The following is a 23,757-nucleotide window of genomic DNA, read 5'->3' as shown; positions in this document are numbered from 1 at the left end:
ACATTTTACAATTACCGAGTGTTTTACTTACTGTAAATACTGATAAAACTGTAATTCAGTATGGTTAATTTTATCCGGTAGGGTCAATTTTAAGATGCCGAATCAGATCTGTATAAGATTAAATTCTATATTGGAACTTTCAAGCAGCTCGGCTTCTCTGGTATGACAGGTGAATACAATTATTTGAGTATCATAAAACTCATTGAACCATTTGAGTGTTGAATATAGTCTATGTTCATCATAGTTCACAAAGCTGTCGTCGAATATAAGAGGAAGCGGACCTTGACCGCCCTGCAAAAGTTTTGCACTTGCAAGCCTCAGGGCAAGATAAATCTGATCCATGGTACCGCTGCTTACCTGCTCTATAGGAACCAGCTTATCTTTTGTATTCATAAATACATTAAGATTTTCGTCAACCGACATGGAATCGTATGCACCGTCAGTGATTTCCTTTATAAGCATTGATGCTTCCGTATTAAGGTGCATGCCGAAGGAATTTCTAATCGTATGTGAAAGATTCTGTATTGTATTATATGCCATATCTATTGCGGAAACTTCAGTTTGAAGCCTTTCATTTTCAGCTATAACACGTTTAAGAGCGGTATTTTCATCCTTTAAGTTGGAGAGGTGTTCAATCTGTTTTTCAAGTTCCCACTGATTTTTCTGTTGATTTTCAATCTCAATATTATATTTTTCTTCAATATCGTGTATTTGAGACAGTTCTTCATTTATATCATCAATCTTTTTTTCAAGATCACTTATTTTTAATGAAATATCTTTTAAATCATCAAGTTTTTTGTTGAGTATATTTATATCAGGAAGTGGTTCTTTAATGTCATCGGTTATTCCGTCAAAAAGTTCAAGAAGCTCGGAAGTGGCATTTTTTAAAATTCTCCTCTGTGATGAAAAGCTCTTTATCATAAATTCGGAAGCTATTAAAAAACCTAAGCACAGCAATGCACTTATCCCAAGAAAAATATTATGTTTTAAGATAGATGAACTGCTTGTCAGATTTTCAGGTCCCGACATAAAAAGATAAACTGTAACTGCTGCAAAAATGCCTGAAAGCAGTATACTTATAACTGCCGTAAATTTAAAATGCTGCTTTGAGACTTTATTCTTTGCAGAATCAAAATTTTTATAAACATAATCAAGGTCGCTTTTAAATTCCTCAATTTCATTTCTGTCATCAAAGCCGTTATCTTCAAGGATACGACGGTTTTGAGAAAGTTCTTCTATAAGCTCCTTCTTTGATTCAAGAAGTTTGGCTTCTTTTTGAGAGTTTGCCGCTCTGGCTTCTTTTAGCGCAGCGATTGTATTGGAATATATAGGGGAATTAATCTCCTTTTCAATATTTATAATCTCGGCAAGGTTTGATGAATAGGCGTTTGAGGCTTCAGGGCGTATCTGTGAGGCAAAGGTTTTTCTCTGTGATTTAAGAAATGTACTTGCTTTTGTAATATTTATTGAAAAATTACCTGTGCTGTTCATATTTGAAATATGGTGTTTTAATTCATTTACCATACCGCTGTCGGTTGCACTTTTAAGCTGACCTATACTTACAGTATTTATATAGGCAGTCTCAGTCAGACCGCACATAAGCTCGTTTAGAAATGCCTTTGGACTTTCAACGACCAATCCCCTGGTTTCGTTTACAACTGAAAGAGGTACAGAAGCATTTTTAGAAAAATTCCTTTCAATCCTGTAAACTTCACCGTCGTGCCATACTCTCATAACACCGGCATAAGGGATTTCAATATCCCATGGCTCATACCTTGACCATGTATCATGCCTGCCTGCACGTCCTCTTGCTCTTTCAAGACCGTAAAACATTGCTCTTATAAAGGTATGCATGGTTGATTTTCCGGTTTCATTATAGCCATATATTACATTAAGCTTATCATTAAACTCTATATGTCTGTCATGGAATTTACCGAAACCTTTTATATCAATTTCAAGAATTTTCATGCCTGTCCCCTTTCCTCTGTGGTATGTAAAAGTGCATTTACACCATAACACAGAGCTTTTTTGTCAATTATGCCTGATTCCGGTCTGTGGAGCTGTTGTATAAAAAAGCCTATCATATCGGAGGGGTGATCCGCACATAATCTGGCAAAATTATACTGAGGCTCCGAATCGTCTATAATTTGTGCTATTTTAAGCTTGCTTTGAAGCACACTCAGGTCAAATTCAATATCAGGATCACGCATTCCACGTATTTTTATCCTGTATATATTATTAACCCCTCTTCTGTTAATTTCCTCAGATACACTCATAAGAAGTTCCGAGTTGGTAGAAACGGTGCTTACATTTATTACAAGTGATATATACTGAACACTTGCAGAGGGTATAAAATCAAGATTTATGACATTGGCACTTATATCATCAATCTCAACATAATAAAAGCCATGTTTGCCGGTTTCAGTTACATCAAGCGGTTCGGGCGAGCCGCAGTATACAACATTATTATCAACAAGCACCTGAGGTTTATGTATATGTCCGAGTGCGACATAGGAAAATCCTGCATTGCCAAGTTCATTTTTGTCAAAAGGTACATGACTTAAATCTCCCCCGTGTGCAAGAAGGATATTTATACGTCCATTGTCGGGAGCTTTAATTCCGGCAAGTTTATTTTCACGGATTTCATAATTCTCATATGAAAAGCCGTAAACTTCAGTATTAATATCAGGTAGGAAAATACTGCTTATATCAGATGTTTTTATATAATGCACGTTGTTTGCCCAGGGAAATGAATGTATTGAAGAATTTTCGCTGATTCTGTCATGGTTTCCTGCTACTATAACTACATTTACATCAGGAATCGTTGAAAAAAGATAATTTACTTCCTTTATATCCCTCATTATAGGCTGCCTGTGGAATAAATCTCCTGATACGAGCAAGAGGTCAACCTCTCTTTTTCTGCATTCACTTACTATAACTGAAATTGAATTTTTTACATCGGCAGCTCTTTCTTTGCCCCAGGGCTTGTCAGCATCAGGGTTCATTCCGTAATGTATATCGCCTGTATGTATTAGTTTCATAATCTCACCCATATAATTTAAATTTATAGTATTGTTTATCTAAAAATCGTTTGCAGGCGGTTGCAAAAGCTTCTGTGCTTATATGCTACTGCATTTATTGAAGTATGTAAAAGCTGCCTGCAGGCAGCTTTGCTATATATCGCAGCTGCCTACTGTACGTGGGAATGGAAGAACATCCCTTATGTTTGAAATACCCGTAAGGTACATAACACATCTTTCAAATCCCAAGCCGAAGCCTGCGTGTCTTGCAGAACCGTATTTTCTCAGGTCAAGATAAAATTCATATAAAGAGGTATCCATACCGAGTTCTTCAATACGTTTTAAAAGTTTGTTATAATCATCCTCACGCTGGCTGCCTCCTATTATTTCGCCTATGCCGGGGACGAGGCAGTCCATAGCTGCAACTGTTTTATTATCAGGATTTAGTTTCATATAAAATGCCTTTATATCCTTAGGATAATCAGTTACAAATACAGGTTTTTTAAAAATCTTTTCAGTCAGATATCTTTCATGCTCAGTTTGAAGATCGCAGCCCCAACTCACCTTATATTCAAATGAGTCATTATGCTTTTCAAGCAGTTCTACTGCTTCAGTATAACTGATGCGACCGAAATCTGAATCAAGTACATTTTTAAGTCTGTCAAGCAAGCCTTTATCTATAAATTCATTAAAGAATTTCATTTCCTGAGGAGCATTTTCAAGAACATATTTTATAATATACTTAAGCATATCCTCAGCTATATCCATATTATCCGTGAGATCGGCAAAAGCCATCTCGGGTTCAATCATCCAAAACTCAGCTGCATGTCTTGCAGTATTTGAATTTTCAGCTCTAAAGGTAGGACCGAAAGTATATATATTTTTAAATGCCATTGCAAAGGTCTCACCGTTTAACTGACCGCTTACAGTAAGAGAGGTTTCTTTATTAAAAAAGTCCTGTAAAAAATCTACATTACCATCTTCTGTTTTAGGTATATTTTGAAGATCAAGAGCGGTAACTTTAAACATTTCACCTGCACCCTCCGCATCACTTCCTGTTATTATAGGTGTATGTACATATATAAAACCTCTTTCATTAAAGAAGCTGTGTATTGCAAAAGCTATAAGTGAACGCACTCTGAATACTGCCTGAAATGTATTGGTTCTTGGTCTAAGGTGTGATATACTGCGTAAAAATTCGAGAGAATGGCGTTTTTTCTGCAAAGGATAGTCCGGTGCCGATACACCTTCTATGCAGATCTCCGAAGCCTGTATTTCAAATGGCTGTTTAGCTTCAGGTGTTTCTATTAACTTACCTTTTATTATAAGTGCGGCACCGACATTAATCTTTTTTACAGCTTCAAAATTATCAAGAACATCATGATATACGATTTGAAGCTGGTCAAAATATGTACCGTCATTGAGCATTATAAATCCAAATGACTTAGAATCCCGGTTTGAGCGAACCCAGCCTCCAAGTTTGATTTCTTTATCTATATATTTTTTGGGATCCTTATAAATGTCCCTTATGCTTACTAAATTCATTTACCTACCTCTTTGTATTTATTTACAGTTTTAAACTCGATGCTGTATATTTATGTAAAAATACATACATATACAGCGAAAGTATAAACATATGTTATTATAACATAGATACAGTCAGGCAGCATAGTAGAAGGTAAGATGTTTTCTTATTTATTCTGGGAAGTAAGTTGTGCGGCATGATGTTTTGCCCTTTTTTTTCTCAGCTCCTCTTTTCTTCTTCTTATATCTTCCACACCTGCTTTATCTATCGGCTTTATAGTTTTTATTACAAAATATTGTCCGTCTAATGATGGCTTGATACGTATTTTTCCTTTTACATAACCGTGTTCAGGGCATGATGCAAGACAGTAGTAATGTCTCTGGTTTGAACTGAACCACTTAATCCTTTTAGGAAGCATGCGTCTGCATTTACTGCACACTATGTCGGTAACTGTTTTGTCTGTCATAGCTTCTTCTTTTGAAATAAAAGTTCTTGAAATATATTTTGAATAATCGGGAAAAATCATATAAACTTCATCTTCTTTGCATGTAGGAACATTAAAATAATCAATTGATATATATTCTTTCACGCAGTTAAAGTCCATAGCCTGCATAACCTTTACTGTATAGCGTGCATCATCAAGTGCACGGTGAAAAGGAAGCGTACTTTTGATCTGAAGCTCATAAACCGCTCTTTCAAGCGGAGGTCTGTCGGTTGTACCTTTACAGTAAAGTCGGTAATAAAGCTTTTGTATATCATAAAATAGAAGTGGAAATTTAAATTTAAAATCCATATTATGATACTTTATATTTTTTTGAAGTTCAGTAAGATCCATATCGCCCCAGGTGCACAGGGTATATTCTGAAACTGTTTTTGCTCCATGTTTATCTGTGCTGCACCAGTCAATGAACTTTGTAAAAGCCTCTTGAAACGGTTTGCCCTTTGAACGGAGTTCCTGTATGGATTTATTCGTTATTTCATAAACCTTTGAATGTAGTTTTTTATATACAACAGGCTTTATAATACAGGAAAATTCATCAATTAAATTTAATTTATGATCAAGCTTTACAGCACCTATTTCTATAATTTCAAACGGGAAACCTTCAATGGCATTTTCTCTGCCGTCAGGGTTTTGATTCCATTCTAAATCAAGAACTATATATGTATCTGTATCCGTTATATATTCATTACTGTTTGTCTGTATCATGTTTAGAAGCAAAACTGTTACCGGTATTTTTTTTGTTTTCAGGTAAAAGACTGTCCTTATGCGGTTCAGCCTTTTTATCAAGCTTTGCCCTCCTGTTTCTTAATATTTCTCGGCGTTTTCGCCTCATATCCTTTAGTTTTTCAAACTCCTGGCGATCTTTTATATTAAAATATAATGCAGTTAAGAAATAAGCAAGAGTCATAACTAAAATCACAACAATAATAATTAATATATTGCTTAAATGTTTTCCTATCCAGTTTTCCATACCTCCTTTTGCAGGAGATGAGGCATTATTGCTGCTATTGTAAGATGAAGCATTTGAATCTGTGGCAGAGGATTTTTCAGGAAGAGTGTTGCCTAGTGCGTCATGATCTTGTACAACTACGGCTCTTATAAAAGTATATCCAACCTGACGGCTGTCATAAGTATAGATTATTTTTGCAAGAGCTTCTTCTTTTTCCGATTCATTAAGATCATAACTTATCTCATAGCTTACATCTGAAATATCGGCACTTTTAGGAAGCGTTATAAAACTTCTTTTATCGGCGGCTATGTAGGAAAGTGTGGGATTACTGCCCAACAGATCTATATTGTCATATATATCTAAGTCAATCAGTCCACTTTTTAAAACATTTATATTTTTAAAATATTTAAATCCAAAGTCCATAAGTCTTTTTGTATCAGTATAATGTGTCTGATGACCGTTCAGTATTACAGTTATAAGTGCCTGATTACCACGTTTTGCATAGGTTACAAGTGTATTGCCGGCAAGGCTTGTATATCCGGTTTTGCCGCCTATTGCATTTTCATAGTAGTTTTCATGCTTTTTTTTAAGCATAGCGTGATGTGTGGTTATGTCCTGTCCGTCAGGATATTTTTTTGACGGAGGGAGATGGTAGCTTGAAGCCGAGTCAATTTCAAGAAGTATAGGATTTGAAAGTGCCGCTTTTGATATAAGTGCAAAATCATAGGCGGTAGTATAGTGATTTTCATCATTAAGACCGCTTGGATTTGCAAAATGTGAATCAAGGCATCCAAGAGCTTCGGCTTTACTGTTCATAAGAACACAGAAATCCTCTATACTTCCTGAACAGTGTTCGGCAAGTGCATTTGCTGCCTCGTTGGCGGATTTTAAAAGCATCGCATATAAAAGATCTCTTACAGTTGCCTTATCACCTACGTCATAACCGGCATTTGATGAACCTGATTCAACATTATATACTGCATTATGTGAGAATGTAACCTCATCATCCAGATCACATTCTTCTATAACTATAAGTGCAGTAAGGAGTTTTGTTATACTTGCAGGATAATATCGTTCATGTATATTTTTTCCATAAAGCACGGCACCGGAATCAGCATCAATAACTATACCACCATCAGATTCTATGGATACCGAGTCAGGCCATGAGTTTTCTGCCAAGGCTATAAACCTGAACGGCAGGGCAATGGAAACTGCCAATAATATGACCGATATTAAATATATTATTTTCTTCATTAATTATTCCTTTTATTTATGATATAAATACTTATTAACTTTCTTTAAATCATAGTTTATTTGGCACTGTGCCGGATTAAAACAGTTGAAAATACTATTATGCCAACAACAAAAATCAAATATATTGCTGCGATATTCCTTGCGGTATCAAGGAAAAAGCCTTCAGGTACTATATTTATAAGGTTGTCAGTTGCAGGGTCGAGAATCCATAAATCATTATTAAAAAATATATGATGAAATACAACAAAATATTTTGAAAAATTGCTTGCAATTATACCACCTACACATAGAAGCAGAGTTAAAAATATACATGAACCTGCCAGAAGGTTTTTCGGCATCACTTTTCTCAGGCTGCCTCTGGAAAATTTTATAATTGCAGGAATAAGTATACAAATAGCTAGTAATATTCGTCTAATGAAAATTGCGGCTATAAAAAGTTCTCTTACGTCTTTCATATGAGCTGCTTCTTTTTCATTAAAAAACAATACATCGGGCTGATTTTTTATTTTGGCTGAAATATCTGAAAGGCTTTCTCTTTTTCCTTTAAGATAAGCCATCATCTCACCGCTTACTCTTAAAAGCTCATCCATGTCCATCCCTACTCTGTCATGTGAAGAATATTTTGTATATTCATATCTGTAATAGCCCGGAATATGGTAGGCAACTATATCAACTGAACTTATTAAAAGTATAATCATAAGTGAAAAAGTAAAAATTATAGCCAGAATATTTCGTACAATACTCATATTTTCCTCTTGACGACAGTGAATTTTAAAGTTATATCACTTTCCAGGCTGCCGTCTTCGTTATCTCTAAAATGAAGAATATGCCCAAAAACCGGGATATCTTATAGATATTCGCAGTTTGAGCATATTTCAAGCCGTTTAAGCTTCTGCAAATCCATATACGGATATAGATTTGTGTAACTAACAGCCTTATTGAGCAGTAAGGTATCTGCTGGCGACATAAACCTGCCTGTTATTATAATTTATAACAGCCCACTCATTGTCGTGTGCCCTTACATATTCCACAGTAGTGCCGGCAGGAAGTACCGTAATTACTTCTCCGGTAGTGCTTGGAGTAGCACGAACACGCAGAGAGCTGTTTGTTTTATATACTCTTGTTGAAGGCGCACTTGAAGAAGCTGCAGGAGTTTGCGGTACTGTAGAAGGAGCAAGCGGTTCTGATACCGATGATTGGGCTGCATTGCTTGAAGTTGCAACGGTTACCGGAGTTGTTGAAGTTTCCTTGTGTTCTCCGCCTCCTCTTGTACAGGCTCTGACTATAAGTATAAGTATTATAAGCACAAGTACTGGAGCGGCTATTTTAATTATTTTATCCGTTGAGATACCTATACTTTCCGCTTTTTTAGAAAGGCTTGCAGCTGAAGAGGACTTGGAGGAATCCTGTGAGCCGGTTTTTAAAGCAGCGGAGCTTTTGGTATTTGCATTTCCTCTTGATATACTGCGCCCGGTTCTTCTTTTTGGGGTCTGGTCATTTGAAAAAGCAAATACTTCCTGACTTAATAATGTATGTGCGATATGTGCATTGTAAGCATTGTTATCATTATCACGTATCGCTTTATCTCCTATTATTCTTATTTTTTGATAATTATCGCAAGTATTTTTTGATATAACTTTTTGATGGTAGAGCTCATTAATTATTTCATTTAAATCGCTTGTTTCAAGGTTTTGGTTCGGTACAAGACACTGTAGCATAAAATCAAGTGTTTCGCGCGATTTTATCATTGACTGATTGTACTGTTTCTGTCCCATCAGGCGTTCAGCCTCTCGAACACCTGCCTGTATTTGAGTCCAGACATTCTTTGAATCCGAGTTTGACATATAAGCTTTCCTCCTAAAATAATAATAAAATTACTGCTATTATACTAAAGAATTAGTAATTTTGCACGTTTTTTTTATCTATGCCGTATAGGCAGCCTTCAATAAAATCGAAAACACAAGAAATACGGGTTTTGCAGGTGTTACAGGCTTTTTTTATATTGTGCGGACATCAGATTGATATATTTATATTTGTATTTTTATATTTAATATATCTATATTTGTTTTTGTAGCGGAACAGCTGTAAGCCTGCAAATCTTTTTTCCTGCTTTGCTGAATTTTTCTTCATATTCACTCATTACGTTATCTGTACACTGCTCTGAATTATGGAGATCGTAGGTTTTTGATATTATTTCCCACCCGTTTAAAACGGTCAAATTCAGCGAATAATCAAAAAGCATGCGGTTATCAGTTTTAAATTCAAGGCTGCCGGTATGTGCCAATATGCTGCTGTATATATTTAAAAAACAGGGTGATGTAAGCCTTCTGTCGGCATGTCTTGATTTTGGCCATGGGTCTGAAAAATTGAGATATATTTTTTCGACTTCATTTTCAGAAAATATTTCATTTAAAATATGCGCATCTGCACATATAAAAAGCAGATTTTTAAGTGATATATCATGTTCATTTTCATATTTTCTTTTTCTTTGTACAGCTTTCATGAGTACACTCATATATCTTTCAATACCTATAAAGCTGGTATCGGAATATTTTTGAGACATATTTATTGCAAATTGTCCCTTTCCGCAGCCTATTTCTATATGTACGGGTGCTTTAGTGGCAAATTTTTCATGCCAAAGTCCTTTGATTTCTTTTGCTTTATTCTCCGTTATACATTCAGGAGCCTGTTCTATAAAAGCTTCACATCCTTTAATATGTCTTAAACGCATAATATACCTCATATATAGTCTTTCAGGAAAAATTAATTAAGTGTTTCCTATGCGAAAATCACAGGCTTGTATAGTACTCCTATGTGATTTTCTTTATATCCATTGCAAAGTCATCTAAGCAAATGATGATTAAATCCCTGTTTGCTCAGATATTGCAGATTATATAACAATATGCCGGAGCATGCAATAAATAAAAGATTATGGATTTTTACTAAAATAAATTTTATAAGCTGTAAAATAAATTTTGCTGAAAACATGAAATAAATTTTGCTGAAAATTCTTGACATATCGTCAGTTTTAAGCTATTATACTTGACGTGCCTAATCAGGTGCGATTGCGGTATTATAGTTATATAAATGTAATGGGCATCTTTAGCTCAGTTGGTAGAGCAGTAGACTCTTAATCTATTTGTCCAGGGTTCGAGTCCCTGAAGATGCATTATAGCTTCTTTTTGCACAACAGTTGGTGCATGAAGGGCTTTTTTTATTTATAAATAATTTATATGACTATATTAAATTTATATTTAGACTGTTTTTATTATTTTTTAACAATTTTTATCATATTTTAACTCGGAATATCTTGACATTTATATATTGTCAGGCTATTATATTAACAGTTCTACATACACATATATACATATCAGCAATATTTCATTTTTTATTTTTCATTTGGTCTTGTTCAGACCGGTATACCATTTAGGTTTTATTTTAAATAATTAATAAGGAGGATAGTTTGGAAAAATACGGATGCTGTTTAAAAATGACCGACTTAAGAATATCTATTTTTATCACGAATTATTTATCTGTTAGGGAAGAGGCAGGGAGGAAAGTACTATGAGGCATATTTTAGCTGTTATAGATACAGATACGAGATATGCCGAAAAGCTTGCGGACTATATAAATAAAACAGGCAGATTACCTTTTAAAGCGGTAGTATATAGCGGGGTTGAGACATATGAAACGGAAGCTTCTTCGTTTATATGTGAAATATGTCTTATATCCGAAGAGCTTTATAAGGATTTTAACCCCGGGAAAAAACCGGGAAGTATTATTATATTAAGCGGAGAGGGACTTGTAAAAAAGTCTGATATCTTTGAAGACAGTAATCCGCCTCGTGCCATATTAAAATATATTGATGCTGATGAAATAATAAGTGAAATCCTCAGAATGTACACTCCGTCAAATGAAGCTCTTTTTCTAAGGCTTGCAGGCAGACAGAGCAAAATAATAGGTGTTTATTCACCTGTAAACAGGTGTGGAAAAACTGAACATGCCGCCGCTATAAGTATGATAAGTGAGGAAAGAAAAAAAACACTTTTTATAAGTTTTGATGAGTATAAAGGTATATTTTTAATGGAGGAAAAGAACTTTAATACTGATCTTTCGGATGTTCTTTATTGTTTTAAAAAAGGTAATTACTCATGGGATAAGCTCAGTAAGGCGGCATATACTCTGCAAGGACTTAATTTTATACCTCCTGCACGTTATATAGAGGATGTTGCAGAATTATCCGTAAATGAGCTTTCGGAAATTATAATTAAAATTGCAAAAGACAGTAATTATGAATTTTTGGTTATTGATTTCGGGATGCTTGGAAAAAGGGCACTTGAGCTTTTAGAACTCTGCGACAAAATATATATGCCTCTTATAGCCGACAAAGCTTCGGAAAGGAAAGTGGAAGAATTTTACAGTTATCTTTCAGTTACAGGAAGAGAATCTGTCAGAGAGAAGATAGAGAGTTTTTATTATCCTTATGAGGTTCATAAAAATATAGAAAGAGTACAGGATATACCTTATACACCGCTTGGCGAATATTGGAGGAATAAGCTTTCAGGAGGCTTGTCATGAGTATATTTGCACAGCTTTTTACGGCAATTATGCTGGGCGGTGCTGCATATACGGATGTAAGATATAAAAAAGTATATAATTTATGGCTTTTATTCTGGATGGCAGCGGGTATATATATATGCGGCATAAAATTTCTGCCGCCTATGGCAGTTACACTTGCAGTTTTATTTATATTTCATGTATTGGGAATGATAGGTGCAGGTGATATAAAACTGATTTCACTTGTATTTGCATATCTCGGTTTTAAAGACGGTTTCATTGTGGCAGCGGCAGGCATGATATTTGCTGCAGTATATGCATTTTATAAACTTTATACTTCAGGTATATTGTTTGACAGACTTATGTATTTCAAAAATTATCTCATATATACATTTAAAAATAATTCAATAAATAAATACTATGATATTAATAAAGATAATAAAAATCTTGCATTACCGTTATCGCCTTTTATTCTTACAGGATTTTTGATATGGAGGTTGTACAGCTTATGCAGTATGGGAATATAAAAAATAAAAAAAGTGATTTATTTGAAGAACTTAGGGAAAAACTTTCAGGGAATTTAAGTGATTTAAGAAATATATCCGATGAGGAATTATTTGAACTTATAGATGAAGTTATAGATAAGGAGGATGTAAAGCACTATTTGCCGCTTAAGGCAAAAATATCACTTAGAAATTCATTATTTGATTCATTTAGAAGGCTTGACATACTTCAAGAGCTTGTTGACTCCAAAGAAATTACGGAAATTATGGTAAATGGAAGAAATTGTATATTTGTTGAAAAAAACGGAAAGACTATAAAATGGGATAAGGTCTTTAAAAGCGATGAACAGCTTGAAGATATGATACAGCAGATAGTAAGCCGTGTAAACAGGATGGTTAATATATCATGTCCTATAGCCGATGCACGCCTTAAAGACGGCTCAAGAGTACATATAGTTCTGCCGCCTGTATCGCTTACAGGACCTGTGGTAACAATAAGAAAATTTCCTGAAATCATAAGTATGGATAAACTGGTTTCATTTGGTGCTGTAAGTCATGAAGCTGCGGTTTTTTTAAAAAAACTGGTAAGATCGGGCTATAATATTTTTATATCAGGAGGTACAAATTCAGGGAAAACTACATTTTTAAATGCACTTTCCGCTTTTATACCTGAAGATGAAAGAGTTATTACAATAGAGGATTCTGCGGAACTTCAACTTGGTCATATAAAAAATCTTGTCAGACTTGAAGCAAGGATGGCAAATTCACAGGGGGAGGGCATGGTAAGTATAGCTGATCTTATAAAGGCATCACTTAGAATGAATCCATCAAGGATAGTTGTGGGTGAAGTGCGTTCTGCTGAGGCACTTGATATGCTTCAGGCGATGAATACCGGTCATGACGGTTCATTAAGTACAGGTCATGGAAACAGCTCTAAAGACATGCTTTCCCGAATTGAAACCATGGTTTTAAGCGGTGCGGATCTTCCGTTAAATGCTATAAGAAATCAAATGGCAAGTGCGATTGATATAATGATACATCTTGCAAGGCTTCGGGATCGCTCAAGAAAGGTAATTTCAATAATGGAAGTAGGTGAATGTATAAATGGCAATATCGAACTTAATCCGCTTTTTGAATTTGAAGAAATACCGGGAAACACCGAAAAGGTCAGCGGAATCCTCAAAAAAACAGGAGAACTTAAAAACAAAGAAAAACTCAGTGCAGCAGGTGAAAGATTATAACATTTATAAATTTTCACTGTCTGAAAGATTTAAATATATATTGACGGCGGTTTTTGCATCAGCTGTAATATCATATATATTTTATAGAAGTATTGTGTTTTTTGTGGTTTTACTGCCATTTTCGTTTTTTTATCCTAAATTTATAACAGAAAAACTTATAAAAAAAAGAAAACAGAGACTTGAGGGTGAATTTAAAGAAGCACTTCTTATAATGACTTCACTTTTAAGTGCAGGTTATTCGCTTGAAAATACAGTAAAAGAAAGTATAAATGAGCTTAAACTTTTATATGTAAAACCCACCTATATAATACCGGAATTTGAATATATGAATCATTTGATTTTTATGAATATACCGGTTGAAAAGGTATTTGAAGATTTTGGAGAAAGAAGTGGAGTTGATGATATAAAAAATTTTGCTCGTGTGCTTAAAGCCGGAAAAAGAAGCGGCGGAGGACTTGTACCTATAATCAGTCATACAGCTTCTGTAATAAGCGATAAGATAAGGATAAAAGAGGAGATATATACTATGACAAGTGCAAAAAGATATGAACAGAAAATTATGAATTTATTCCCGATATTTATAGTATTATATATAGATTCAACATCTCCGGGTTTTTTTAATCTTATGTATTCTACACTAATTGGCAGAGCTGTAATGACTGTGTGTCTTATTATATATTTATTTGCATATTATCTTTCAGGAAAACTGCTTGATATAGAGCTTTAAAAGTATATTTATATCTTAAACGGTAAAATTTCAATATTATAAAATATACAGGAGGATTGTATTGAGATTTGAAAAATAAATTTTTTAAAAATATAGGTTCCTTTATAAACTTGTGGAAAGTACAGATAATATGTATAGCCGGAGGTTTTATACTTGCCGCATTTGCCAGGAGTGTTATGCAGGATGGAGATAATCTTGTAAATGGAAATTTTATAAAGAGGGAGAGCTACGGAGAATATGACAGGGAATACAGTCTATATGTAAAAGGTCTTGATGATGAAGGTGAGGTTGAGATAAGTGTACCGGTATCAAAAAGAGAATATAGCGATGAAGAAATAGAAAGTGTATTTGAAAAAAATATACAATATATTTCTATAAATATACTGGGAGATAATCCTTCATTGCAGGAGGTATCAAAGGATCTTAAGCTGGTAAATACTATAAGGGATGAGGGTATAAAAGTAAATTATATCTCGGAGAATCCTGACATAATTGATTCTTTAGGCAGTGTATATAACCAGGATTTAGATAGTCCTGTGGATGTGGCTATGAGAGTGGGTTTGAGTGATGGCATACATAGAGGTGAATATATACTTGATATAAGAGTAGTGCCAAAATCCTATACACAAAAGGAATTTATGATAAAACGTTTTGTTGATTCATTAAAGGATATAGACAGGGAAGGTGTCAGTGATGAAGGCTATTCACTTCCAAAGCAGTGGGAAGGAAAAAATCTTTCTTACAGAAGCAAAGACAGTCAGGATTATAATATTATATGGATGCTGGGTATAGTATCCGCCATACTTTTATATATAAAAAATATAACTGATGAAAAGGATAAAAAAGAGCTTAGAAAAAAGCAGATGGTTCTGGATTATCCGGAGATAGTATCAAAGCTTATGGTGTTTATAGGAGCAGGGCTTTCAATCAGAACTGCGTGGGAGAATATAGTTAATGACTATGAGAGTGAGGGTATTAAAAGATATGCCTATGAAGAAATGGCAGCAGCCCTTGCAGGGATGAAAACCGGGGTTCATGAAGCGAAGGTTTACAAGGATTTCGGCAGAAGATGCGGTATAAAACAGTATATGAAACTAGCAAGTCTTTTAGAACAAAACAGAAAAACAGGTATGGCAAATCTTAAAGGTCTTCTTGGAGTTGAAACGGCTACTGCATGGGATGAAAGAGTGAATATGGCAAGGCGTATGGGAGAGGAAGCGAGCACAAAGCTGCTTATGCCTTTGTTTTTAATGCTTGGAGTGGTTATGGCTATGGTAATGGTGCCGGCAATAATGGCATTTAAATAAAAAAGGGCATAATGTCTGCTAATTTTAGACTTAGTATAAAAGTTAATTTAATATATTTCGTAAATATGATTTAACAGAGGATTTTTAAAAATTGTCGCAATAATAATATAATAAAACAGGAGGAATTTTATGTTAAATGAATTAAAATCATTTTTAATTGATGAATCTGGAATAGGTGTTATAGAGATAGTACTTATACTTGTAGTATTAATAGGACTTGTAATTATATTTAAAAATCAGATAAGAAAATTGCTTGAGAATATTTTTAAAGAGATAAATAAACAGTCAAAAGAGGTATATTAAAAATATGAGAAAGTGCTGCTCAACTACTATATTTTTAAGTATTATATTTGTTCTGGTGAGTGCACTGATCTTTGGACTTTTGGAATCCGCACGGACTGCAGGTGTAAGATTTTACCTGCAGACTGCGGCGGATTCATCAATAGATTCATTATTTAGTGAATATCACCGTGATGTATGGGAAGATTACAGGCTTATTCTTTTAGAGTGTCGTAAAGAACAAAAGGCGGTAAAAAGTCTTGAGGCTTATCTAAAAACTTATGTTGAAAACTCAGGTATATATAGACTTAAAGAACCCTCTGTAAATATATCTGATATACAGTATATAACTGATAACGGAGGAAAGTGGTTTGAAAATGAGGTTCTGGATTATATGAAATACAATCTTATTGATTTTGAGCATACTCCTGAAACTACGCAGCAGCTTGCAAAAGACATAGAAGAGGCAGGTACTATGAAGGAGATTACTACCGCATATGGAGAACATTCAAAGGAGGCTGCCGGACTGGAAAAGTCGCTCTCAAAGATAAGCAGTAATTTTAATACGCAAAAAGAGCTTTATAATCAGGCTTTAGAGGATATAAAAAATAAAAACCGTGCCGGTTTTGAAGACAAAGTAGTACGTATAAAAGCAGAGATTGGAAAACTTGATAATTTGCTTTCCGACTATCAAAGAAAAGCTGATAAACTGTCGGAAAATCTTAGTGAGACCGAAGCGAAATATTCTGAAAAATGGGAAAGTCTTTCAGAAAATAATAAAGAACTGCTTTCAGGAAATATAAGTTCGTATCGCACTTATACTGATAATGACGGTGTAAGAAGAATGGAAATATTAAATAAAGTAGATGCAGCAAAGGAAAATACCCGTTATATAGACTGTACCGATGATATTTTAAGCCGTATAGAGGATAGAGAGGATGAGGAGGACTATGATGAAGATGAAGCTGATGAATTATGGGATGAATTAAAAAGTCAGTGGGAAACATTTAATATACCTGTTATAGAGAGCCGTCATGGGATCGCCGATGAAAAAAAAGAGGAGCTTATAGAGAATGCAGGCAAAAAATTTGGCGGTGAGATACTTGAACTCGTAATTCCACCTGACAGGACACTTTCACATACTTCAATAGATACCATTGCATTTCCTTCAAAAACTTCAGTTTCGGAAAGATTGGGAGAAAATACAGGTTTAATTGATGCGGTTATAATGGATGAATATGCTGTAAGATTTTTTACCGACTTTACAGATAAATCTGAAAAGGAAGTTCAATATGAGCTTGAATACATAATTGCAGGTCTTGATAATGATACATCAAATCTTCGAAGTGTACTGCTTAAAATACTTGCTATAAGGGAAGGGCTTAATTATATACATATTGTTACCGATAAAAACAAGATGGATCAGGTAAATACTCTTGCAAATATAATTTCAGGAGTATTCGGTGTACCGGCACTCTCTGTACTTATATCCTGTCTCATAATAGGAGTATGGGCACTTGCGGAGTCTATAATTGATATAAGGGCACTTCTTGCAGGCAAGAAAGTTCCTATTTATAAAACTGCATCAGATTGGAAATTAAGCCTTGATTCTCTTTTAGCATCAGGAGGTTCCGGAGGCAGCAGTGAGCCGCCTTTATTAAAAAAGCCTGAAAAAGGAGAAGAAGCTGAGGATGAAAGTGATGGGAAAGGCATTGATTATGAGGCGTATTTACGACTTATGCTTTTAGTTGAGGATGGAGTAGTACAGGATTACAGAATGATGGATATGATACAGCATAATATCGGTTATAAAAAGAAGGATTTTTTAATGAACAAGATGATATATGGAATGAATATCTCGGTACAGTGTACTTCTGAAAGAGCTTTTTGCAGGTTTGGACTTGTACGGGATGAACTGGCATCTATGGAAAGTTCTTATAAACTTGGAGTTAATACACTTAAGGTATATTAAAAAATTATGAAGGGAGGCTTTATATATGCCCTTTTACAAGAAAAAAGGATATGTTTTTAGTCATAGCGGCAATACATATAAATTTACTGAAGAAAATTTTAATAATAAATATTGTAATAATAAAAATAAGCCGGGCGAGGCTTATAAAATAATATATATCATAAAAAATAAAATCATAGCAGCTCTCCAAGTACGCTCAGATAATAAAAGATATAAGAAGAATTTAAACAGTAAGCTTAAATCCTGTAAAAGGGTATATATAAAAGCCTCCTTAACCATAGAAACTGCACTTTCGCTTTCGATTTTTATATTTGCAGCAGCTCTTATGATGCTTCCGTTCAGAATGATGGAGACATCAAGAAAGATGCAGGCATTATGTGAGGCGGTTAATGAAGATGCTGCAAAATATGCATATGCGGTTTACATTGCAGAAAATAAAGGAATATTAAAAGATGAACCGGAAATTATAAGGAGTGCACAGGATGAACAGGCTGATAATTCGGGGGACTTTAAGTCTTTGCTCAGTTCATCGGCATTGGGAGAATATACTAAAAGTAAAGCTGCCGCACAAATAAAGGACAGTCATATACAGAATATATCATGGACAGGTACTGAATGTATGGCAGAGAACGGCATTATAACTATAAGAATTACATATAATTATAAGCTGCCATTTGCCTTATTCGGACTTGGAGATATAAAACAGCAGGTACTAAGCAGCAGAAGAGCATGGATAGGCAGTGAAGGTGATAGCGAATATACTGAGGGAGAAACGGATAAAGAAGATGATGAGACGGTGTATGTAGGCAAGACATCAACAAGATATCACAGAGATAGGAGATGCCATTATCTTTATAATGACATAAAGGCGGTTCCCAAGACTGTAATTTCCGATCATAGAAATACTTCAGGAGGTAAATACAGTCCCTGTGCAAGATGCGGTGCAGCTGTATCAGATACAGTATATATAATGCCGTCAGGAAACAGCTATCACAGTACAAGAAATTGCAGTGCAATTAATGCCTATGTCAGAGCGGTAAAAAAATCCGAGGTTGAATATCTGGGAGAATGTTCATACTGTGGAAGAAGACATTGAGATTTTTATAAAGAGGATATTTATGATATGTAATTATACAATAGGAAAAATTATAATTATTATATTTATGGCATTGTGTGCTTTTGAAGATTACAAGCATAAAAGTGTAGATTTAAAAATATTTATTATTATGGGATTTATTGAATTTATATATTATATATACATGCTGGTTTTAGGAATAAATATAATGTGGAATGAAATACTTGCAGGAGCGGCAATAGGTATAGCAATATATCTTACAGCATTGTTTTCTAAATCAATAGGTGAGGGAGACGGACTGTTTTTTATCATTTCAGGTGCTGCACTCGGATTAAATAAAAATGTAAGTCTTTTTATAATAAGCAGTATTTTAATATCATGTGCGGGATTATATATTGCGGTAAAAAATTTTATAAATAATAAAAACAGTGCAAAAAAAGAAATTGCATTGCTTGTATTTACATTTCCGGCAGGACTTTTGATTTTAATTTAAAAGGGAAATATACAATCCTTACAAAAATACAGTAAAAAACAATTAAAAAACAATCAGAAATACAATAATTATGAAACGATATATATACAGAAAAACATATTTAAAAAAAACATATAGAGTAAATGCCTATATCACTATAGAGGCTTCATATGTGATAGCAATACTGCTGTTTTGTGTAGCAACACTTATAGTTAGGGCATATAAAGAAAGTGCAAGAATAAAAGCCGGATATGTAACACATACAGCGGCACTTGAAGCTTCACGGATTGAGGAGATTTATAAGAAAGATAATTTTGATATAGAGGCGGTGAAAAATTATGCCTGCTCAAGAGTAGGAAGTATAGGCGGACTTGATACGGGGAGCTTTGATATACATAACGGGAAAAATAATGCTGACGCCGTATTTAAGGCAGGCGCTATAGAATATTATATAGAGGACAGTATAAATGATCCTGAGAGATTTATGAGAAAAATAACAGTATTGGAGGGTGTTTATGAAAAATATAAAGACACAGTACAAGAGAGAACTGAAGAATAATTATTTAATAATAAGCTGTGCAAATGAACTTGAAAGCATAATTACAGAACATGATTACGAGTACAGAATGCTTGAAGGAAACTGTATAGAAGGACTTATGAGACTTTATATAAATAAAACGGACAATGTGGCAAAGCTGTATTATGACATAACTTCATTACAGCCGTTAAGCAGGATACTTGAAGCAAGGTATATAAGTTCAGAAGATATAAGAAATATAGCATTAAATATAGTAAAAATAATATTAAATATAAAAAGATATCTTTTGAATGAAGAAAGCTTATATATACAACCTGACTATATATATGCGGATCCTGAAACTCTAAGCCTCACTTTTTGTTGTATGCCAGGATTTGAATCGGATTTTTGCACGAATCTTTCACAACTTTTTTCCAATATACTCTCAAGAATGGATCATAATGACCATGACGGAGTGGTGCTTGCTTACAGTCTCTATCAGGAAAGTCTTAAAGAGGGTTATGCAGCAAAGGATCTGCTTATGCTTTTAAGCAGATATGGAAAGACGGTACCGGCGGAATATAAGGAAATATATGAAGAAAACAGTACTGATTATAATGAAACTAAAGTTTGTAATTCACCTGTTTTATTAAGTTCTGAGAATAAAGACTACACAGCAAAAAAACAGGTAAAAAAAGAATTATTTAATTTTAAGAAACTTTTTTCAAAAAAATTAAAAATAGCTGAAGATACAAAATCTTCGGAATATAAGACAGATACGGAAATTCCTGTACTTCGGGAAATAAAACAACCCGAATATTCTCATGACGATAACACTAAAAGCATGTATAAGGATAATACGGAACCGGAATTTAATAATATAGAGGATTCAGTAGAAGCGGCTGAAAAAGAAACATGGATGAACTGTTTCAGGCAAAAGGATAATATGAAGAATCCTGCAGGTGATATAGAGGAAATAAGCACTCGCACAATACTTTTATCAAAGCATGTATCCGACCGGACAGCCGGAGAAAAATTTAAACTTCGGTGCACTGATAAAACAGGTGATGATATAAATATCAATTATTTTCCATTTATTATAGGCAGTCAGGAAAGAGTATGTGATTACACACTTAATTCGGAAAAAATAAGCAGTCTGCATCTTAAACTGGATAAAACGAAGGAGAAGAAATACACCATTACTGATCTTAATTCACTTTATGGAACAAAATTAAACGGGAGAGTGCTTGAAAGTGATGAATGCAGCGACTTAAATATAGGCGACGAGATTGAATTTGCGGAAATTAAATATACTTTCGATATCTAAGGAAATTAAAAAATATAAGAGTGTATTGCTGAATTTAAATAAAAAAATAGTATTTTAACAATTACATCGGTTTCCGGCTTTGGGCTTAATCTAGTCAAAAGCGGCAAATAATGATATACTATCAGTGCCTGAGGGTTGCGGCATTATAGTATTTAATAAAAAAGCCAAAAACCTTCGGCAGATATGATAAGAAAGTGAAAAACTTTACAATTTAAAAGGAGGTAAAGCTGTCATATCGGCAGCAGGCTTAAATATGAAAGATAATAATTGTATTTTTTGTAAAATTGCAAATGGTGAAATACCTTCATCCACTCTTTATGAAGATGATGATTTCAGGGTAATACTTGATATAAGCCCCGCCTCAAAAGGGCACGCACTGATATTGCCGAAGGAACATTATAATAACATAGGTGTAGTACCAAATACTCTCTCATGCCGTATACCTGAACTTGCAGCAAAGATCGGCATAGCTTCCCAAAAAGCTCTGGGTGCTTCAGGATACAATATACTTGTAAATACAGGAGAAAGTGCAGGTCAGACAGTGTTTCACTGTCATATACATATAATACCCAGGTATGACAATGAAAAGGGAATACTGACATGGAGCCTCTCAGAAAAAGCAAAGGAAAATTTGGAAAATACATTAAACTCCATGAAAGAAGCACTGGTTAATGAATAAAAGAACCTCGGTAGTAAATTGGTGTTTAATTGCATTAAATATAGTATTTTTTTTATTTTTGGAAACTGTGGGCTCCAGTGAAGATGCGGATACCATGCTTAGATACGGTGCGGAGTTTACTCCGTATGTAATTGAGGGTAAGGAATACTGGAGACTGCTGACATCTATGTTTATGCACTTTGGTATAGATCATATAGCAAATAATATGATAGTATTATTTATGATAGGTGATAACCTTGAAAGAGCACTTGGTCATGTAAAATATTTAATTTTCTATCTTATATGCGGTATAGGTGCAAATATAGTATCATTATTTTTTGAAATGCTTACAGGCAATTATAGCGTAAGTGCAGGAGCAAGCGGTGCAGTATTTGGAGTAATGGGAGGACTTTTATGGGCAGTTATTGCAAACCGGGGCAGACTTGAGGAACTGACATCACAGAGGATGGCTATATTTATAGTATTAAGCCTTTATTACGGCTTTATCTCAACAGGTGTTGATAATGCTGCTCATGTAGGCGGTGCTGTAATAGGCTTTTGCCTGTCAATGCTTATATACAAAAAGAAAAACCGAAATAATTATTACAGACCATATAATAATGACATATATTGATGTAGGTGTCAAAAGTATTTGACACCTATTAATATAAAATCCCCCTGATTTGGATTAAAAACCGGCTCAGGGGGATTTTCTTGACAAAACATCAGGGTTCGCATAAACTAACTAAGTATTTTATTGTATATTTGGAGGTATTTATAATGAGAAAAAAACAAAAATCTATTCAAAAAGTATTGGCAGTTACAGTCCTGTCCCTAGGTATTTTACAGCTTGGTGCCTGTGGCAATGCACAGCATAAAGAGGCTTCCGGAACAACGGAAAACACTAATCACCAGAGTGAAGCGGCTTTGAACAACAAGGCTGAAGGTTCTTCCGATACAAAAGCCGATTCTATGAAATCCGGGTCTGTTACGCTAAATGTAATGGGGAAGGACATAGTTTATAACAAAGTGCCTGAAAAAGCTATTGCAGTCGGATATGACAATGCTGAAATAATGGCGGCACTGGATCTTCAGGATCATATTATCGGACTGACCGGCTGTATGAACCAACCTGAACATTGCTATCCCGATTTATACGAAAAATTAAAAAATATAGAAGTCTTGCCTGACGGTAAAGGTAAGGGAGTTCCTAGTTTTGAAACAGTGCTGTCATCGGGTTCGGATTTTGTATACTGTTTATCATATCATCTGACTTCCGATTATATAGCGCCTGAAAAAGACTTTGATGACAACAATATAAAATATTATATTACAAGCGGAACTTATGGCGATAAACATGATATAAATGCGGTATATGATGATATACGTAATATAGGTAAAATTTTTCATGTAGAAGATAAGTCTGAAAAATTAGTATCAGAATATAAAGCCAAGGTTGACGGTATAACTGAAAAGGTAAAAGATAAAAAGCCTGTAGATGTATTTATATTTGATTTTCAGGATAAAGCCGGCATTATGACTCCGGGTGGCAATGTATTTCAAAATGAGCTTTTAAAACTGGCAGGTGCAAGAAATGTATTTGAAGATTTTAAATCTGATTTTGATGTTGCTACAATTGAGCAGATAATTCAGAGAAATCCTGAGTATATAGTACTGGTTGAATATTGGGAGAAAGACGAGGCTCAGAAAAAAATTGAGTATCTTGAGTCGCTTCCGGAACTTGCCGAGGTTACAGCCATTAAAAATAAAAACTATATAGGAATAACAGGAATTGAATATTTTCCAAGTCTCCATAATATAGACAGCATAGAAAGGATTGCAAAAGCAATACACCCTGAAGCATTTAAGTAA

22 protein-coding genes and 1 tRNA gene are annotated in these 23,757 nt (G+C 34.4%); 15 read left to right on the top strand and 8 right to left on the bottom strand.

Translation table 11 applies throughout. The annotated features are described in order from the left end of the window. Nucleotides 1-102: 102 nt before the first annotated feature. From HMPREF9333_RS08520 to trmB, 8 genes are all read right to left on the bottom strand, one after another. Nucleotides 103-1,968, bottom strand: coding sequence for an ATP-binding protein (locus tag HMPREF9333_RS08520; protein WP_005541418.1), 1,866 nt, complete (start codon nt 1,966-1,968; stop codon nt 103-105). Continuing rightward, nucleotides 1,965-3,041 carry a metallophosphoesterase family protein gene (locus HMPREF9333_RS08515; RefSeq protein WP_040882702.1) on the bottom strand — a complete coding sequence of 359 codons (1,077 nt, stop codon included), beginning with the start codon at nt 3,039-3,041 and terminating at the stop codon, nt 1,965-1,967. Before HMPREF9333_RS08515 ends, HMPREF9333_RS08520 begins: the two co-directional genes overlap by 4 nt. Before the next feature lie 132 nt (nt 3,042-3,173). Continuing rightward, nucleotides 3,174-4,565, bottom strand: a complete 1,392-nt coding sequence (gene asnS, locus HMPREF9333_RS08510) for an asparagine--tRNA ligase (protein ID WP_005541415.1) — start codon at nt 4,563-4,565, stop codon at nt 3,174-3,176. Between the two features lie 146 nt (nt 4,566-4,711). Then, nucleotides 4,712-5,752 (bottom strand): 3'-5' exonuclease, encoded by a 1,041-nt coding sequence (locus tag HMPREF9333_RS08505; protein ID WP_005541414.1) that lies wholly within the window; start codon nt 5,750-5,752, stop codon nt 4,712-4,714. After that, on the bottom strand, nt 5,733-7,250 hold the full coding sequence (locus tag HMPREF9333_RS08500; RefSeq protein WP_005541413.1) for a D-alanyl-D-alanine carboxypeptidase family protein: 1,518 nt from the start codon (nt 7,248-7,250) through the stop codon (nt 5,733-5,735). The genes HMPREF9333_RS08505 and HMPREF9333_RS08500 overlap by 20 nt, the downstream gene beginning before the upstream one ends. Before the next feature lie 56 nt (nt 7,251-7,306). After that, the gene (locus HMPREF9333_RS08495; RefSeq protein ID WP_005541412.1) at nt 7,307-7,996 is read right to left on the bottom strand and encodes a TIGR01906 family membrane protein; all 690 of its coding nucleotides are present in this window, start codon (nt 7,994-7,996) and stop codon (nt 7,307-7,309) included. 189 nt (nt 7,997-8,185) lie between these two features. Beyond that, complete coding sequence (locus tag HMPREF9333_RS08490; protein WP_005541411.1) at nt 8,186-9,094, bottom strand: SH3 domain-containing protein; 909 nt, start codon at nt 9,092-9,094, stop codon at nt 8,186-8,188. A 212-nt stretch (nt 9,095-9,306) separates the two neighbouring features. Next, on the bottom strand, nt 9,307-9,981 hold the full coding sequence (gene trmB, locus HMPREF9333_RS08485) for a tRNA (guanosine(46)-N7)-methyltransferase TrmB (RefSeq protein ID WP_005541410.1): 675 nt from the start codon (nt 9,979-9,981) through the stop codon (nt 9,307-9,309). A gap of 365 nt (nt 9,982-10,346) precedes the next feature. On the opposite strand from trmB, the gene HMPREF9333_RS08480 reads away from it, so the two are divergent. The 15 genes from HMPREF9333_RS08480 (at nt 10,347) to HMPREF9333_RS08415 (ending at nt 23,757) form a co-directional block, all read left to right on the top strand. Continuing rightward, nucleotides 10,347-10,419 (top strand) — tRNA-Lys (locus HMPREF9333_RS08480). A 395-nt stretch (nt 10,420-10,814) separates the two neighbouring features. Then, nucleotides 10,815-11,828: a P-loop NTPase family protein gene (locus HMPREF9333_RS08475; protein ID WP_005541409.1), complete on the top strand. Its 1,014-nt coding sequence runs from the start codon at nt 10,815-10,817 to the stop codon at nt 11,826-11,828. Beyond that, a complete protein-coding gene (locus HMPREF9333_RS08470) occupies nt 11,825-12,334 on the top strand; it encodes a prepilin peptidase (protein ID WP_005541408.1) in 510 nt (169 codons plus the stop codon). Before HMPREF9333_RS08475 ends, HMPREF9333_RS08470 begins: the two co-directional genes overlap by 4 nt. Continuing rightward, complete coding sequence (locus tag HMPREF9333_RS08465) at nt 12,316-13,551, top strand: CpaF family protein (protein WP_005541407.1); 1,236 nt, start codon at nt 12,316-12,318, stop codon at nt 13,549-13,551. Before HMPREF9333_RS08470 ends, HMPREF9333_RS08465 begins: the two co-directional genes overlap by 19 nt. Continuing rightward, nucleotides 13,538-14,278: a type II secretion system F family protein gene (locus HMPREF9333_RS08460; protein WP_005541406.1), complete on the top strand. Its 741-nt coding sequence runs from the start codon at nt 13,538-13,540 to the stop codon at nt 14,276-14,278. The genes HMPREF9333_RS08465 and HMPREF9333_RS08460 overlap by 14 nt, the downstream gene beginning before the upstream one ends. 68 nt (nt 14,279-14,346) lie before the next feature. After that, nucleotides 14,347-15,585, top strand: a complete 1,239-nt coding sequence (locus tag HMPREF9333_RS08455; protein WP_005541405.1) for a hypothetical protein — start codon at nt 14,347-14,349, stop codon at nt 15,583-15,585. A 129-nt stretch (nt 15,586-15,714) separates the two neighbouring features. Continuing rightward, the gene (locus HMPREF9333_RS12650) at nt 15,715-15,888 is read left to right on the top strand and encodes a Flp1 family type IVb pilin (protein WP_005541404.1); all 174 of its coding nucleotides are present in this window, start codon (nt 15,715-15,717) and stop codon (nt 15,886-15,888) included. Nucleotides 15,889-15,892: 4 nt separating this feature from the next. Next, nucleotides 15,893-17,836, top strand: coding sequence for a DUF5702 domain-containing protein (locus tag HMPREF9333_RS08450; protein WP_005541403.1), 1,944 nt, complete (start codon nt 15,893-15,895; stop codon nt 17,834-17,836). A 25-nt stretch (nt 17,837-17,861) separates the two neighbouring features. Beyond that, nucleotides 17,862-18,932: a hypothetical protein gene (locus HMPREF9333_RS08445; protein WP_050798133.1), complete on the top strand. Its 1,071-nt coding sequence runs from the start codon at nt 17,862-17,864 to the stop codon at nt 18,930-18,932. Next, nucleotides 18,916-19,404, top strand: coding sequence for a prepilin peptidase (locus tag HMPREF9333_RS08440; protein WP_005541401.1), 489 nt, complete (start codon nt 18,916-18,918; stop codon nt 19,402-19,404). Before HMPREF9333_RS08445 ends, HMPREF9333_RS08440 begins: the two co-directional genes overlap by 17 nt. A gap of 70 nt (nt 19,405-19,474) precedes the next feature. Further along, on the top strand, nt 19,475-19,942 hold the full coding sequence (locus HMPREF9333_RS08435) for a hypothetical protein (protein WP_005541400.1): 468 nt from the start codon (nt 19,475-19,477) through the stop codon (nt 19,940-19,942). Beyond that, the gene (locus HMPREF9333_RS08430) at nt 19,899-21,227 is read left to right on the top strand and encodes a DUF6382 domain-containing protein (protein WP_005541398.1); all 1,329 of its coding nucleotides are present in this window, start codon (nt 19,899-19,901) and stop codon (nt 21,225-21,227) included. The genes HMPREF9333_RS08435 and HMPREF9333_RS08430 overlap by 44 nt, the downstream gene beginning before the upstream one ends. Nucleotides 21,228-21,480: 253 nt before the next feature. Beyond that, nucleotides 21,481-21,906, top strand: coding sequence for an HIT family protein (locus HMPREF9333_RS08425; RefSeq protein WP_005541396.1), 426 nt, complete (start codon nt 21,481-21,483; stop codon nt 21,904-21,906). Next, nucleotides 21,899-22,519 carry a rhomboid family intramembrane serine protease gene (locus HMPREF9333_RS08420; RefSeq protein ID WP_005541395.1) on the top strand — a complete coding sequence of 207 codons (621 nt, stop codon included), beginning with the start codon at nt 21,899-21,901 and terminating at the stop codon, nt 22,517-22,519. The genes HMPREF9333_RS08425 and HMPREF9333_RS08420 overlap by 8 nt, the downstream gene beginning before the upstream one ends. A gap of 146 nt (nt 22,520-22,665) precedes the next feature. Beyond that, nucleotides 22,666-23,757, top strand: a complete 1,092-nt coding sequence (locus HMPREF9333_RS08415; RefSeq protein ID WP_005541394.1) for an ABC transporter substrate-binding protein — start codon at nt 22,666-22,668, stop codon at nt 23,755-23,757.

Origin of the sequence: Johnsonella ignava ATCC 51276 (assembly GCF_000235445.1) — a bacterium.
Taxonomy (GTDB): domain Bacteria; phylum Bacillota; class Clostridia; order Lachnospirales; family Lachnospiraceae; genus Johnsonella; species Johnsonella ignava.
This window is presented reverse-complemented; position numbering and strand designations above follow the sequence as displayed.